The sequence below is a fragment of the Chromobacterium vaccinii genome (assembly GCF_000971335.1).
Lineage (GTDB): Bacteria > Pseudomonadota > Gammaproteobacteria > Burkholderiales > Chromobacteriaceae > Chromobacterium > Chromobacterium vaccinii.
In genome coordinates this window covers 97690-112248 of record NZ_JZJL01000008.1, presented here as the reverse complement: position 1 = coordinate 112248, position 14559 = coordinate 97690, and the positions used below count along the sequence as shown (strand labels likewise).

The window sequence follows — 14559 nt, the reverse complement described above, 5'->3', positions numbered from 1 at the left end:
TGAGCTCCTGATAAATGAATCCCCCCACGCCTGATGCGCAGGGAACGCGAGACTATACGGGCAGCCTGTCAACTTGTCAATGATTTCATCGACTTAAGCGGCGAGCACGGCGGCATGGCGGGGGAATGGGCTTTTCTGGTAACATCCAGAGCTTTGGCGTAGCCCTCGAACGATAACTGGTTGAAAACGTGTCCACCCCGCTTTTCCGAACCCTGATAGCCGACGACATGCAGACGGTAGACAGCGTGATCCGCGCCCGCCTGCACTCCGACGTCGTCCTGATCCGCCAGGTGGCGGAATACATCATCTCCGCCGGGGGCAAACGCCTGCGTCCGATCCTGACCCTGCTGTCGGGCCGCGCGCTGGGCTACCGGGGCGAGCACCTGTTCGAACTCGCCGCGATGATAGAGTTCATTCACACCGCCACCCTGCTGCACGACGACGTGGTGGACGAGTCCGACCTGCGCCGCGGCCGCAAGACCGCCAACGCGCTGTTCGGCAACGCCGCCAGCGTGCTGGTAGGCGACTTCCTCTACACCCGCGCCTTCCAGATGATGGTCACCACCCGCAACATGACCATCCTGGAAGTGATGGCCGAGGCGACCAACATCATCGCCGAGGGCGAGGTGCTGCAGCTGCTGAACATCGGCAATACCGACGTCAGCGAAGACGAATACCTGAAGGTCATCCAGTACAAGACCGCCAAGCTGTTCGAAGCCGCCGCCCGCGTCGGCGCGCTGATCGCCGACGCCTCCGCCGAACAGGTGCAGTCGATGGCCGACTACGGCATGTACCTGGGCACCGCCTTCCAGATCATCGACGACGTGCTGGACTACAGCGGCGACGCCGACACCATAGGCAAGAGCCTGGGCGACGACCTGGCCGAAGGCAAGCCCACCCTGCCGCTGATCTACACCATGCGCAACGGCAGCCCGGAAGCCTCCGCCCTGGTGCGCGACGCGCTGGAAAACGCCAACCGCGACCGTTTCCACGATGTATTGAATGCGGTACAATCCTGCGGCGCGCTGGAATACGCCAAGAACGAAGCCGTGAAAATGGCCGAACAGGCCATCGCCTCCTTGCAGAACATTCCCGATTCGAAAGTCCGCCAGGCCCTGATCGAATTGGCCCGCCTATCGGTGGACCGCAGCGCCTGACCGCACCCAGTTTTCTGTAGCGTCTCCGTAGTTAAATGGATATAACGGCCCCCTCCTAAGGGGCAGTTACAGGTTCGATTCCTGTCGGGGGCACCACCAGCACTTCCAAAGCAGTCCAATAAAATCCAGAAACCCGCACAGCACAAGGCTTTGCGGGTTTTTTTACGTCCAAAGCCATCCGAAACCATCCAGACAAAGCCGGGGGTACGTGGGGGTATGATTGGTGGTATCTTGTGTACCCCCATATTTCGATACCCCCACCACAAGGAGTACCCCCATGCCCCTTACCGACGCCGCCATCAAAAGCGCCAAGCCCCGCGAGGATGGCAAACACCTCAAGCTCACGGATGGACAGGGGCTGTCGCTATGGGTCATGCCCACCGGCGCGAAGTATTGGCGGCTGAAGTATCGGATGAACGGCAAAGAGAAGCTGTTGGCGCTGGGCGTCTACCCGGAAGTGAGCCTGAAGGAAGCCAGACTGAAGCGCGATGACGCCCGCAAGCAGATCGCCGATGGCGAAGACCCCGCTGCGATGCGCAAGATGGATAAGGTGATCAAGCTGGCAGCTGCCGCCAACACATTTGAAGCCATCGCGCTGGAGTGGCATGAAAGGGAAAGCCACGAATGGTCCGCCGCCCACAGCGAGCGCGTCCTGTCAGCCATGAAGACCCACATCTTCCCTTACATCGGCGACAGGCCAATCAACGACATCCGCCCGCTGGAACTGCTGGAAGTACTGCGCAAGGTGGAAAGCGCCGGCAACATCGACACCACGAAACGCCTGCGGCAACGCTGCTCAGCAGTCTTCCGCCTGGCCATCCTGACCGGCCACTGCGACAGCGACCCGGCCGCGCCGCTGACCGACGCCCTCAAGAGCCAGCAATCCACCCCGCGCAAGGCGCTGATGCGCGAGGACATCCCCGCCTTTCTCGAAGCGCTGGAGAAATACGATGGCAACATGCAAACCAAGCTGATGATGAAGCTAATGCTGCTGACCTTCACCCGTGTCGGAGAGATGGCCGTAGCCAGGTGGGAAGAGATCGACTTCGACAAGGCACTGTGGACCATTCCACCAGAGCATCGCAAGTTGCCGGAGAAATCCAAGAAAACCGCGCCACCTCATCTCGTCCCGCTATCCAAGCAAGCCCTGGAAGTGCTGCGCCAGCTCCACACCATCAGCGGCGGTCGCGAACATATCTTCCCGAACCGCAACAGTCCGCGACGCCCCATGTCGCCGGAAACTCTGCGCCGCGCGCTTCACAGCATGGGCTTCAGAGGCAAAGCCGATGTCCACGGCTTCCGCTCCACAGCATCGACCATCCTGAACGAAGAAGGCTTCAACCCGGATGCAATTGAGCGCCAGTTATCTCATATCGAAACAAACAAAGTTCGCGCAGCATACAACAGGGCTGAATATATGAAAGAAAGAATAGAAATGATGCAGTGGTGGGCAGAATACATAACATCTAACTCCAACCCCTCAATCCAACTCAGATATTAAAATGTCAAAGTCACAAAACCCTAAGCGCAGACATCATCACGTATGGCAACACTACCTGAAGCCATGGACAAATAATGGTTCGATTTGGTGCCTACAAGACGGAAAAATATTCTCAACAGGAACAACTGTAGTTGCTATTGAGAGAGATTTTTACAAAGTTTCCAGACTAAATAATTCACAGACAATATATTTAAAGAAATTTTTTTCCTTCGGGAACAATGAAACTCTGGATAAAAACCATCACAGCTTCATTGACATGGTACAAGCACCATATCAAATTATGGAAATTGCAAAAAAAACTTTAACCCAAGAAGAAATAAACGAACATCTAAATAATTACTCGCTTAATGCACTAGAGGATTATCATGCCAAAATTGAAGCCTCTTTTGCTCCATACCTAAAACAAGCCTTACAGAAAGACACTCGCTTTTATTTAAGTGATGATTCATGTATAGATTTCCTACATTACATATGTACTCAGTACATGCGAACCAAAGGAATCAAAGAGAAAACCATCCAGGCCAACATCAATTCCAACCTACCCGACTTAACACCAATGTGGAATATGATGATTCACATGTTCGCAGTAAATATTGGGTGGAGCCTATTTGCAGAGAGGCAAAGACGGAAACTTGTAATTATTGAAAACAACACAAATACTCCATTCATAACAGGTGATCAGCCTGCCATCAACATCAAAGCAAAAGAAACAAATCAGCAAGATGAGTTTTCTATCTACTACCCAATATCACCCAGCCTCGCCTTAATATTATGCGAGGTTAATCAAGACCCCACCTACCCTGAACATGGCATATCAGCATTACAGGTTTCCGAACTAAACCAACGTATAGTTAGGGCAAGTTACAAGCAAATCTTCTCTCACTCAAAAGAGTATTTAGAGACTATATCAAAGCAAAGTACCTAGCCCCCTGCGCGCGCTATCGAAGCCCCGCCTCGCCCCCGCGCTTCATGTGCCGCTAATCATGCACCTGCATGAACCCGCGCCAGCCCCTTGCTGTATAGGCTGGCGCTTAGTTTTTTCCCTGCCGCAATTCATGCGTTTTCATGCACTCCATGCATGCAGCCGCGCTTTTCGCTGATTGACCTTTCCGCCCTTTCCTTTCGCTCCCCGCTAAAATTGGCCGCCGAGTATGTCCGGTGCCGTCCGTATGAGTCCGATGCGGTCCTGTGATTCACATTTTCCGCTGTCTATTTTGCTTTTCCCGCCTGTCGTCAATAGCCAAAACTGAGTTTTTCCGGCTTTTCAAGTTTCGTTGTTGTGTGGCGATTCCACACAACAAGCCCGCCAAACTCGATTTGATATTTCTGAAATACTGCGTTCGCTGATCGGCGTGTCCGATTGCATCCACCGATATTCAGACAAAACGATAAGGACAACCCCATGACTACCATTACCCCTTCGCTCACCGCCCAGCCGCTGCGCTTTCTGCGCTTGCCGGAAGTCATCTCCACTTGCGGCCTGTCCCGCTCGTCGGTGTACGACGCCATCAAGCGCGGCAGCTTTCCGGCTCCGGTGCCGCTGGGCGGTAAAAGCGTGGCCTGGCTGTCGTCTGAGATCGATGTCTGGATGGCTGGACGCATCGCCTCCCGCCACGCCTACCCCCCCAACAAACGCACCCGGACTCAGAACATGCATATCCAGAACCCCAATACCCAAGAAACCGTGGCTTTCGCCGTCGCCGGCCTGACCGAGCGCCTGGCCGCTTTCGAGCAAGACCTCAATGCCTGGCAAACCCTGGCCGACAACGCCGCCCGCCGCGTCCAGACCGCCGAGGCGCTGCGCAGCGAAGCCGAGCAGACGCGCAAGGACTCGACGTCCCCCTCCTAGCCACCTCCACAATCGCGTCCGCTCTTCCCTGCACATAGGCTAAATAGAAGCTGATCTACAACGCGAAGATAGGCATCGCCACAGAGGTGGGCATCCGAGGCTTCCCGCGCGCAGTCACCGCGGCTCGACGTCCCCCTCGCCCAACGGGCAGGCCTGGGCGGCGTCCCGTCCGGCGGAGCAGCTGTTCTCCACCACGCTTAGCAGCGCGTCCAGCGGCATCGGCCGGTGGAACAGATAGCCCTGGATCAGATCGCAGCCCAGTTGGCGCAGCGTCTGCAGTTGCTCGTCGCTTTCCACACCCTCCGCCACCAGTTTCAGGCCCAGCGCCTTGCCCAGGCCGATAATGGCGCGGATCAGCGTCACGTCCTGCTGCTTGCGGCCGATGCCGTCCACGAAGGCACGGTCTATCTTCAGCACTTCTACCGGCAGACGCGTCAGTTGCGCCAGCGAGGAGTAGCCGGTGCCGAAATCATCCACCGCCACGCGCAGCCCCAGCGCATTGAGCGCCTGCAGCACTTTCAGGTTGACGTCGATGTCCGCCATCAGCGCGGTTTCCGTCACTTCCAGCAGGATTCGCGCCGGATCTGCCCCGGTTTCCTGCAAGATGCGCCGGTACTCGTCCGCCAGCCGCGCCTCGTCCAGCTGCCTGGCCGACAGGTTGACCGACACATAAGGCGCGTCGGCGCCCCAGCGCCGCCGCCAGTCCGCCTCCGCCAGGCAAGCCTGGCGGAATACCCAGTAGCCGATGGAGACGATGGCGCCGCAGCTTTCGGCGATGGGAATGAACAGGGCCGGCGGGATCTCTCCTCCGGCGGTGTGCCAGCGCAGCAGTAGCTCCGCGCCGACCACCCTGCCGCCATCCGCGTCGACGATGGGCTGGTAGCGCGCGTGCAGCTCTTCCCGCTTTATCGCCGAGCGCAGGCCCTGGATGATGGAAAACCGCTGCCTGGCCTGCCCATGCAGGCTGTCGTTGAAGAAGCGCCAGCCATCCCGCCCCTTCTGTTTCACCGCGTGCATCGCGATGTCCGCCGCCCGCAGCAGATCATCAGCTAGGTGCTGACGGCCGTTGCCTATGGCGATGCCGATGCTGGCGGTGCAGGCCAGCGGCAGGCCGCCCAGGCGGATTTCCTCCCGCAGCGCAACGTTGATCCGCTCCGCCAGCGCGGAAATGTCCTCAGGCCGTACCACCTGCTCGCACAGCACCACAAACTCGTCGCCGGCGAAGCGCGCCACAGTGTCGCCAGGCCGCAGCTGCGTCAGCAGCCGGGTGGCGATGGCCTGGATCAACTGGTCGCCCACTCCGTGGCCATGGGTATCGTTGATCAGCTTGAAGTTGTCCAGGTCGATGAACAACAGCGCCATGCCGGCGCCGGTCCGGCGCGAGCGCTGCAGCGCCCGCTCCAGCCGCTCCAGCAGCAGTGCGCGGTTGGCCAGGCCGGTCAGCGCGTCATGGGTGGCGCTCCACAGCAGCTCTTCCTGGGTCCGCATCTGCGCGCTGACGTCGTGCAGCGTGGCGATCAATGTCCAGCGCTCGCCCTTGCGGAATTTGGCGATGGAGATTTCCAGCGGGAAATAGCTGCCGTCCTTGCGACAGCCGGTGACATTGCTGCGGCTGGCCATGCGCCGGATCACGTCGCCGCTGGTGATGAATTGCTTCATCATCTCGGCGTGCCGCTGCCTGAGGGCTAGCGGCAGCAGCTGGTGCACCGGCATGCCCAGCATTTCATCCACGGTATAGGCGAACATTTCGCAGGCGGCGGGATTGGCGTCGATGATCACGCCTTCCTCATCGGCGGACAGAACAGCCATGTCCACCAGCGTGAGTATCTGCTGCACCTGGTCCGAGTCGATGCCGTCGACGGAGTGCGCCCCATCCGAAGCCAAGCTCTGACGGGATGGAGCCGGTAACAGCGACTGAGCACAGCGCTCTGGCATCATCGGCGCATGGCAGCCGAAGCTCTCCAGGATACGGAAGCCGCCCTCCCGGCCACACTGCGCCAGAAAGCAGCTGACCGCCGCGTGATGGCTGGCGGCATCCATCACCACCGTGCCTTGAGGCCCGTTGACGATGACGTACTCCAGCGCGGCCAGCAGCTTCCCGGTTTCCAGCGAGCCGGCTGCCCTGGCAGCCTGGGCGAAGGCATGCACGCATAGATAGGCGCCCTCGCCGAAATTGGTCAGCAAGCCATTGCCTTTCGGCCACAATCCGTCCACGCCGGGCCGGCGAGCCAGTGCCGCCAGCAGCCGCTGGTTGTGCCCGGTGTCCACCGACATGAAATAGGTGTTGCAGCCATACAGGCCTTCCCGCGCGTCTTCCGGCAGCAGGCTGGCCATCAGGTCATCAAAATGGCCCATCACCACCGCCATCTGCCGCTTCAGGCCGCGTTCGGCGAAGCGCTTCAGCACCGCGATCTGGTTGGCCCCGGCGAAGTAAGGCACGAAGACATCGGCGCCCGACTGTCTCACCTCATCCAGCAAGGCATCGATCGCGCTGGGCCCTGCGTCGAACGGCAGGTAAACCTCTCCCACCGGCTCGCCGCCCACGCGAATCAGCGCCCGCTTGGCGGCGTCGATGGAGCCGCGCGGCCATTCGTAGTTGTTGCCGGCGAAGAACATCTTCTGCCCCAGCCACGAGGCGGCCCAGGCGATCATCTTGTCTATCTGCTGATTGGGCAGCGCGGAAAAATGGAAGAAATAACGCGACGCGATACCGCCGGCGTAGAAGGCGAAGTTGAGATAGGGCACGCGCCGCTGGCCGGCCACCTTGTCCGCCACCGCGATGCGGGAGTTGGTCAGCAGGTTGCCTATCAGCGCCGCGCAGCCGGAAAAGTCCACCAAGCCAAGGGCGGCCGGCACCGCGCTGGCCGGAAAGCTGCCGTCGTCCGCAGTCACCAGTTCCAGCGGTAGCCCCAGCACACCGCCCTCTGCGTTCACTTCGTCGCAGGCGATGGACCCGGCGCGGATGATTTCCTCGCCATACATGCCCACCAGGCCGCTCAGCGGCGCCAGCAATCCCAATCGTATAGTCTCTGCGGCCCCCCGCCCCGCGCTGTCATTCATGCGCATCCCCGCGCTCCTTCTAGTGGCGTGCGGCGCGGCTCTCTGCCGACATTGGTTTTATCTAGTAAATTTTCACCGTCACTCGAGTTCAGCCTAGTTGAGACAATGCTTTCCCCACGTTGCGCCAAATCAAAGGTTTCGCCTGTCGGCATACGCGGGCTAATAAATAACTAACGCTTTGAAATACATGGAAAGATTGCTGGCTATTCCATGTCGCCAGCGCCATGCGGGAGGGATCGGCCGCCGGCTAGACCTTGTCCTGAACAAACATGAAAAAACCGCGCCAGCAAGCGCGGTTTGCATGCTCCACTGCGAAGCCATTCTCAGCGCCAAGCGCCCCAGAACAGCCACAGCACGATGGGGCCGCCCAGGATCAGCCACTTCAGCAGATAGTAGGTGAAGCGGCTCTGCGCCTTGATCTTCTTGCCCAGCAGGCGCACCTGCTGGATGTAGCGGAAGGCGCGATTGAGGCCGCCGACGCGGTCGCCCGCCTCGTTCGGCGAATTGGCCGCGCCCACCAGCACGCGGCTGACGATGCGGTTGATCACCCGCGCCGGCCAGAACCACATCGGCCGCTCCACGTCACAGAACAGGATGATGCGGTTCTGATCGGTGGTGTTCTCCGCATAGTGCAGATAGGTTTCGTCGAAGATCACTGCCTCGCCGTCGCGCCAGCTGTATTTTTCGCCGTCCACATCGATGAAGCAGCCGTCGTCGTTGGGCGTGATCAGGCCCAGGTGGTAGCGCACCGAACCGGCGAACGGGTCGCGGTGGCGCACCAGGCGGCTGCCCGGCGGCAGCGCGGCGAACATCGCCGCCTTGATGTTGGGAAACTGCCTCAATAATTCGGTGGTGTACGGGCACAGCGCCTGGGCGGACACGTGATCCTGGCCATACCATTTCAGGTAGAAGCGTTTCCAGCCGGTTTTGAAGAAGCTATTGAAGCCCAGGTCGTCGTACTTGTCCGAGGCCTTGATATTGCCGCGGTCGTACAGCGCCACCGCCTCTTCGCGGATCTTTTCCCAGTTGGCGGTCAGCGCCTGCAGCTCGGGGAAGCGCGCCACCGGCAAATAGGGCTTGGGCGGCACCTTGGAAAATAGATACATGAAGCAGTTGATCGGCGCCATGATGGTGGAGTGGTCGCTCAACTGGCGCCAGAATCCCAGCCGCACGCGGCCGCGGAAATGCACGTAAAGGGTGGACAGCACGAAAACCGCCACCACCAGAATCTTGAAATAAGGCATCGGCAACTCCAGACAATCAGAGCGACATTGTAAAACGACAGGACCATCAGCGCAGGCTTATTCGGGTAGAAACTGGCCGCAAGGTACAAAAAATGGCCGCATCTTCAGCAATTTGGACCCTTTCAGACAAATACCGTTCGTACCGAATAGCTGCCTGCGGAAAAGTCGAACAGCCGGTAACCGCGCCGATCGTCGATCTCGATGTCGCATGCGCCGCGCCTCCACTGGAAGCAGGTTGCCGGCCCCACCTCCAGCGTCTTGCCGCGGTAAGCGATGCTGTGCTCGCCGTGCACATGGCCGCAGATCACCAGTTTCAGCGCCTCCGCCGCCGTCGCGGCCTGCCAGAATGGCGAGGCCTGCGCCAGCATGCAATCGTCCAGCAAGGGCGTGCCCACCGCCAGCGGATGATGGTGCAGCACCACGGCCGCCGACCCCTCTCCCGCCGCGTCCAGCCGCTGGCGCAGCCGCTCCAGCTCGGCGTCGCCGATCCGGCCGCCATCCTGCCCGGCCACGCAGCTGTCGACGCCGATGAAGGTCCAGCCGCCCAGCGCCAGCGTCTCCAGCGGCCGCAGAAAATCATAGCCGGCGAACACCCGGGCCATCGCCGCGGGGTCGTCGTGGTTGCCGGCGATCCAGTGCACCGGCACGTCCAGCTCGGCCAACGCTTCCGCCGCCAGATGGTACGACGCCTCCGATTCATCCTGCGACACGTCCCCGGTCAGCAAAACCGCCTCCAGGCCCGGCTCCCGCGCCGCCGCGGCGAGCACCGCTTCCAGCGCGGCGTGGGTATCCCGCTCCAGCAGGCGGCCCCGCTTGTCCGCGAACAGGTGCAGATCGGTCAATTGCGCGACTTTCATTCCCGGCCCCCTGCCATGTCAAAGGCATCGATTATCGCCGAAACCGCGCATCGGCTCAGACAATAAAAAAAACCGGCGGGATGTCCCGCCGGTTGTTTGCGCCCGGAGAAGGGGATCAGAACAGCTGATCCTTGACGTTCTCCACCGCGTCCTGGGCGGCGGGCTTGCCGCTGTCGGTGTCCGCCTGCGGCGCGCTGGCGTCGCCTTCGCCGCCCGGCACCGAGCCCTGGTTGTCGATATGCAGCTCCGGATTGGTCTTCTGGAACTCTTCGTAGTAGTACTCGTCGCCGCCGCGCTGGCCGGCGCCCGGCTTCACCACGATGCCCTGCGGCACCGGCAGCTCCACTTCCGGCTGTCCCTTCAAGGCGTTGCCCATGTAGTTGATCCAGATCGGCAGCGCGGCGGTGCCGCCGTAGCCGTAGCGGCCCAGCGAGCGCGGCTGGTCGAAGCCCACCCAGGTGGCTGCCGCCAGATTGGGATTGAAGCCGACGAACCAGGCGTCCTTCCAGTCCGAGGTGGTGCCGGTCTTGCCGGCCAGATCGGTGCGGCCCAAGCTCATCGCGCGGAAGCCGGTGCCGTAGCGGACCACGTCGCCCATCATCGAGCGCATGATGAAGGCGTTGCGCGGATCGATCGCCTGCTGGGCGTTCTGGCCGGCCACGGTGGGCACGGTCTTGGCCAGCACGCGGCCGGACTGGTCTTCGATGCGGTCGATGAAGAAGGCCTTGGTGCGGTAGCCGCCGTTGGCGAACACCGAATAGCCCTCCACCATCTGCAGCGGCGTCACCGAGCCCGCGCCCAGCGCCATCGGCAGATAGGCCGGATGCTGCTTGGCGGAGAAGCCGAAGCGCTGCAGGTATTGCTGGGCGTAGTCGGTGCCCACCGCCATCAGCACGCGCACCGATACCAGGTTCTTGGAGCGGGTCAGGCCCTGGCGCAGGGTGATCATGCCGGAGAACTTGCCGTCGTCGTTCTTGGGCGTCCACATCTGGCCGTTGACCCCGGGCACCGACAATGGCGCGTCGTTGATCAGCGTGGACGGCGTGATGCCGCGCTCGATGCCCGACGAGTAGATGAAGGGCTTGAACGAGGAGCCCGGCTGGCGCCAGGCCTGGGTCACGTGGTTGAAGCTGCGGCGGTTGAAGTCGAAGCCGCCGATCAGCGACTTGATCGCGCCGGTGCGGGTGTCGAGCGACACAAAGGCGCCCTCCACTTCCGGCATCTCCACGATTTCCCAATAGCCCTTGGCGTTGGCTTGCACGCGGATCACCGCGCCGCGGCGGATCTGCAGCTGCTGCGACGCCTTGCTGCTCAAGCCCCGGCGGGCGAAATCGAGGCCCGCGCCCTTGATCGACGCGATCTTGCCGCCGCGCATGTAGGCGCGCACCTCGGACGGGCTGGCCGACAGCACGATGGCCGGCAGCATGTCGCCGCTGTCGCGCAGATCGCCCATCGCCTCGTCCAATGCCTCGGTGGCGTCCTCGCCGTCGCCGGCCGGCAGATCCAGGAAGCTCTCCGGACCGCGGTAGCCGGTCTTGCGGTCGTAGTCGATCAGACCGGCGCGCAGCGCGTCGTACGCCCATTTCTGGTGGCGGCTGTCCACGGTGGTGTAGACCTTGAAGCCTTCGGTGTACGCCGCTTCCTTGTAACGCTCGTACATCGCCTGCCGTACCATTTCCGCAACATACTGGCCGGGCTGGCTGGTTTCCGCCACCTGGCCGGCCAGATGCAGCGGCTCGGCCAGCGCCTGGTCGTACTGCTCCTGGGTGATGAAGTTCAGCTCGCGCATGCGACGCAGCACATATTGCTGGCGCAACTTGGCTCGGTCGGGATTGACTATGGGGTTGTAAGCCGACGGCGCCTTGGGCAGGCCGGCCAGCATCGCCATCTGGGCGGGGCTCAGGTCGTTGAGCGTCTTGCCGTAATACGTCTGCGCCGCGGCGGCGAAGCCGTAGGCCCGCTGCCCAAGGTAGATCTGGTTGAAGTACAGTTCCAGAATCTGGTCCTTGCTCAGCGTGTGCTCGATCTTGAACGCCAGCAACGCTTCGTTGAACTTGCGGGTGAAGGTTTTCTCGCTGGACAGGAAGAAGTTCTTCGCCACCTGCATGGTGATGGTGCTGGCGCCGGAGCGGGCATGGCCGGACACCAGGTTGCCGACGGCGGCGCGCATGATGCCGAGGTAGTCGATGCCGCTATGCTGATAGAAGCGCTCGTCCTCGGCCGCCAGCACCGCCTGCTTCATCAGCTGCGGCACTTCATGGATGCGGGAAAACGAACGCCGCTCTTCGCCGAATTCGCCCAACAACTGGTTGTCGGCGGAGTAGACGCGGAGCGGAATTTTCGGACGGTAGTCCGTGATTACATCAAGGCTTTGCAGGCGCGGGTAGGTTATGATGATTGCAATCGCGGCGGCACCCGCGAGCAACACCACGCCACCTAGGAATACGCCTGCCAAAATAGCAAGAAATCGTCTGAGCATATTTACGATGGGCTTTCACTGGAAACCGGATTATAACGTCTTGTGAAAGCCAACAAGACAAACAATGGCGGCAACAGTTCGAATTTCTGTTGCATGAGACCTGATCGAGGCGCGGATGCTAATCGATAAATTGAGGCTCGGGCGCTCCTTGCTCGAACAACTGGGGCTGGGGAAATCCCACAATTCGCCGCTGCTTGGGCTGGACATCAGCAGCACCGCGATCAAGCTGGTCGAGCTCTCCCGCAACGGCCGCAACATCCAGGTGGAGCGCTACGTGACCGAGCCGCTGCCCAAGGACGCGGTCAACGACGGCAATCTGGTCGACATCGACGGCATCTCCGAAGCGCTGCGCCACGGCTGGAAACGCCTGGGCAGCCCGATACGCAGCGTCGCCATCGCCATCCCCACGCCGATGGCCATCTACAAGAAGCTGCTGGTGCCGGCCAGCCAGACCGAAGACATGGACGATCTGATCGAGTCCGAGGCCAACCAGATCATCCCCTTTCCGCTAGACGAGGTGAACCTAGACCACCAGGTGCTGGGCCCGTCGCCGTCCAGCCTGGACGATCTGGAAGTGCTGCTGTGCGCCGCCCGCAAGGAAAAAGTGGAAGAGCGCGTGGCGGTGGTGGAAATGGCCGGCCTGCGCGCCCAGGTGGTGGACGTGGAATCGTTCGCGATGATGACGGCCTTCGAGCAGATCCAGCAGCAGCTGCCGGACGAAGGCATGAACCAGACCTTCGCGCTGTTCGACATCGGCGCCACCCGCATCCACTGCAACATCATCCGCAACAACCAGCAAATCTACTATCGCGAGCAGATGTTCGGCGGACACCAGCTGACGCGCGACGTCCAGCGCCGCTACAACATCAGCTTCGAGGAAGCCGAAAGCGGCAAGCGCAACATGGCGCTGCCCGACGGCTACGAATCCGAGCTGATGCATCCCTTCATCGACTCGCTGGCCCAGGAAATCCAGCGCGCGCTGCAATTCTTCTACACCACGGTCAGCGTGTCGCAATATCTGCGCGTCGACTACATCCTGCTGGCCGGCGGCTGCAGCATGCTGCCCGGGCTGGACGACGCGGTGGCCGGCCGCACCCAGATCAGCACCATGATCGCCAACCCGTTCACCACCCTGGTCCAGGCGCCCGGCATCCGGCTGAAAGAGCTGCTGATGGACGCGCCTTCGCTGCTGATCGCCTGCGGGCTGGCGCTCAGGAGGTTCGACTGAATGATCCGGGTCAACCTCCTCCCCCACCGCGAACAGAAGAAAGCCGCGCACCGGCTGCGCTTCCAGCTTCTGCTGGGCGCCGCCGCCCTCGTTTCGCTGGTGCTGCTGACCATAGGCTATATGGTGCTGCAACACCAGATTTCGGAACAGGAGGCGCGCAATCACGTGCTGCAGGCGGAAATCGGCAAGCTGGACCGGCAGATCAAGGACATCGGCAAGCTGAAGAAACAACGCGATGACCTGCTGGCGCGCAAGCAGCTGGTGGAGCGGCTGCAGGAAGGGCGAAACTCCGCCGTGCACCTGTTCGACCAGCTGGTGCGCCAGACCCCGGACGGCGTGTATCTGAAAAGCTTCAAGCAGATCGGCAACCAGGCGACGCTGACCGGCTACGCCCAATCCGGCGCCCGGGTTTCCAGCTACATGCGCCAGCTCGGCCAGTCGGAAACCTTCGACGCGCCGGTGCTGGTCGAAGTCAGTTCGATCATCGTCAACAATCAGCGCGTCAGCGCGTTTACGCTCAATGCCACGATGAAGCAAGGCCTGCCCTCAAACAAACCCGCCGGAGCCACGCCATGACGCTGGACGAGTTGCGCGCGCTCGATCCCAAGGACATGCCCAACTGGCCGCTGCAGGCGCAGATGCTGATGCTGTTCCTGCTCTTGCTGCTGGTGGTGGGGCTGGGCTATTTCTTTGTGCTGGGCGAGCAACTGGACAAGCTGGGCCAGTCCCGCCTGCAGGAAGCCACGCTGAAGCAGACCTTCATCGACAAGAAACGCCAAGCAGTGAACCTGGACGCGCTGGAACAACAGTTGAAGGAAATCGACGCCTCCTTCGGCGCCTTGCTCAAGCAACTGCCGACCAAGTCCGACATGGATACCCTGCTCACAGAAATCAATCAGGCCGGCATCGGCCGCGGGCTGCAATTCGACCTGTTCAAACCCGGAGCCGAGACCCGCACCGCGGAGATGGCCGAAGTGCCGATCACCATCCGCCTGACCGGCTCGTACAACGACCTGGCTGCCTTCGTCAACGACATCGCCCAACTGTCCCGCATCGTCACCATCGGCGAGATCAATCTCACGCCAAGCAGCGGCAAGGACAACCGGCTGATCATGGACGCGACGGCCCGCACTTACCGGGCGCTGGAGCCTGGCGAACGCCTCGGCGCGATGGCGCAGAAGTGA

11 protein-coding genes and 1 tRNA gene are annotated in these 14559 nt (G+C 61.2%); 8 read left to right on the top strand and 4 right to left on the bottom strand.

The features are described from left to right. Positions 1-176 precede the first annotated feature (176 nt). The 5 genes from ispB (at position 177) to VL52_RS25305 (ending at position 4507) form a co-directional block, all read left to right on the top strand. Entirely contained in the window at positions 177-1157 is a 981-nt protein-coding gene (gene ispB, locus VL52_RS06100) for an octaprenyl diphosphate synthase (RefSeq protein ID WP_046156191.1), read from the top strand. Between the two features lie 21 nt (positions 1158-1178). Then, positions 1179-1253: transfer RNA gene (locus tag VL52_RS06095), tRNA-Arg, on the top strand. Between the two features lie 181 nt (positions 1254-1434). After that, on the top strand, positions 1435-2658 hold the full coding sequence (locus VL52_RS06090) for a tyrosine-type recombinase/integrase (RefSeq protein WP_046156190.1): 1224 nt from the start codon (positions 1435-1437) through the stop codon (positions 2656-2658). A 1-nt stretch (position 2659) separates the two neighbouring features. Next, a complete protein-coding gene (locus VL52_RS23780) occupies positions 2660-3583 on the top strand; it encodes a DUF4238 domain-containing protein (RefSeq protein ID WP_082113651.1) in 924 nt (307 codons plus the stop codon). 477 nt (positions 3584-4060) lie between these two features. Beyond that, positions 4061-4507, top strand: a complete 447-nt coding sequence (locus VL52_RS25305) for a helix-turn-helix transcriptional regulator (RefSeq protein ID WP_235429216.1) — start codon at positions 4061-4063, stop codon at positions 4505-4507. A 114-nt stretch (positions 4508-4621) separates the two neighbouring features. Here VL52_RS25305 and VL52_RS06080 read toward each other — a convergent pair whose 3' ends face one another. The 4 genes from VL52_RS06080 to VL52_RS06065 form a co-directional block, all read right to left on the bottom strand. Beyond that, positions 4622-7573, bottom strand: coding sequence for an EAL domain-containing protein (locus VL52_RS06080; protein ID WP_082113650.1), 2952 nt, complete (start codon positions 7571-7573; stop codon positions 4622-4624). 317 nt (positions 7574-7890) lie between these two features. Beyond that, positions 7891-8811, bottom strand: coding sequence for a lipid A hydroxylase LpxO (gene lpxO, locus VL52_RS06075; RefSeq protein WP_046156189.1), 921 nt, complete (start codon positions 8809-8811; stop codon positions 7891-7893). Positions 8812-8933: 122 nt separating this feature from the next. Further along, positions 8934-9668, bottom strand: a complete 735-nt coding sequence (locus VL52_RS06070) for a metallophosphoesterase (RefSeq protein WP_046156188.1) — start codon at positions 9666-9668, stop codon at positions 8934-8936. 115 nt (positions 9669-9783) lie between these two features. Next, positions 9784-12096: a penicillin-binding protein 1A gene (locus tag VL52_RS06065; RefSeq protein WP_231150130.1), complete on the bottom strand. Its 2313-nt coding sequence runs from the start codon at positions 12094-12096 to the stop codon at positions 9784-9786. A gap of 166 nt (positions 12097-12262) precedes the next feature. On the opposite strand from VL52_RS06065, the gene VL52_RS06060 reads away from it, so the two are divergent. From VL52_RS06060 to VL52_RS06050, 3 genes are read left to right on the top strand one after another with little or no spacing between them, the layout of a single operon-like run. Further along, positions 12263-13375: a pilus assembly protein PilM gene (locus VL52_RS06060; protein ID WP_046156186.1), complete on the top strand. Its 1113-nt coding sequence runs from the start codon at positions 12263-12265 to the stop codon at positions 13373-13375. Further along, positions 13376-13951 carry a PilN domain-containing protein gene (locus VL52_RS06055; protein ID WP_046156185.1) on the top strand — a complete coding sequence of 192 codons (576 nt, stop codon included), beginning with the start codon at positions 13376-13378 and terminating at the stop codon, positions 13949-13951. It begins immediately after the preceding gene. Beyond that, the gene (locus VL52_RS06050) at positions 13948-14559 is read left to right on the top strand and encodes a type IV pilus inner membrane component PilO (protein WP_046156184.1); all 612 of its coding nucleotides are present in this window, start codon (positions 13948-13950) and stop codon (positions 14557-14559) included. The genes VL52_RS06055 and VL52_RS06050 overlap by 4 nt, the downstream gene beginning before the upstream one ends.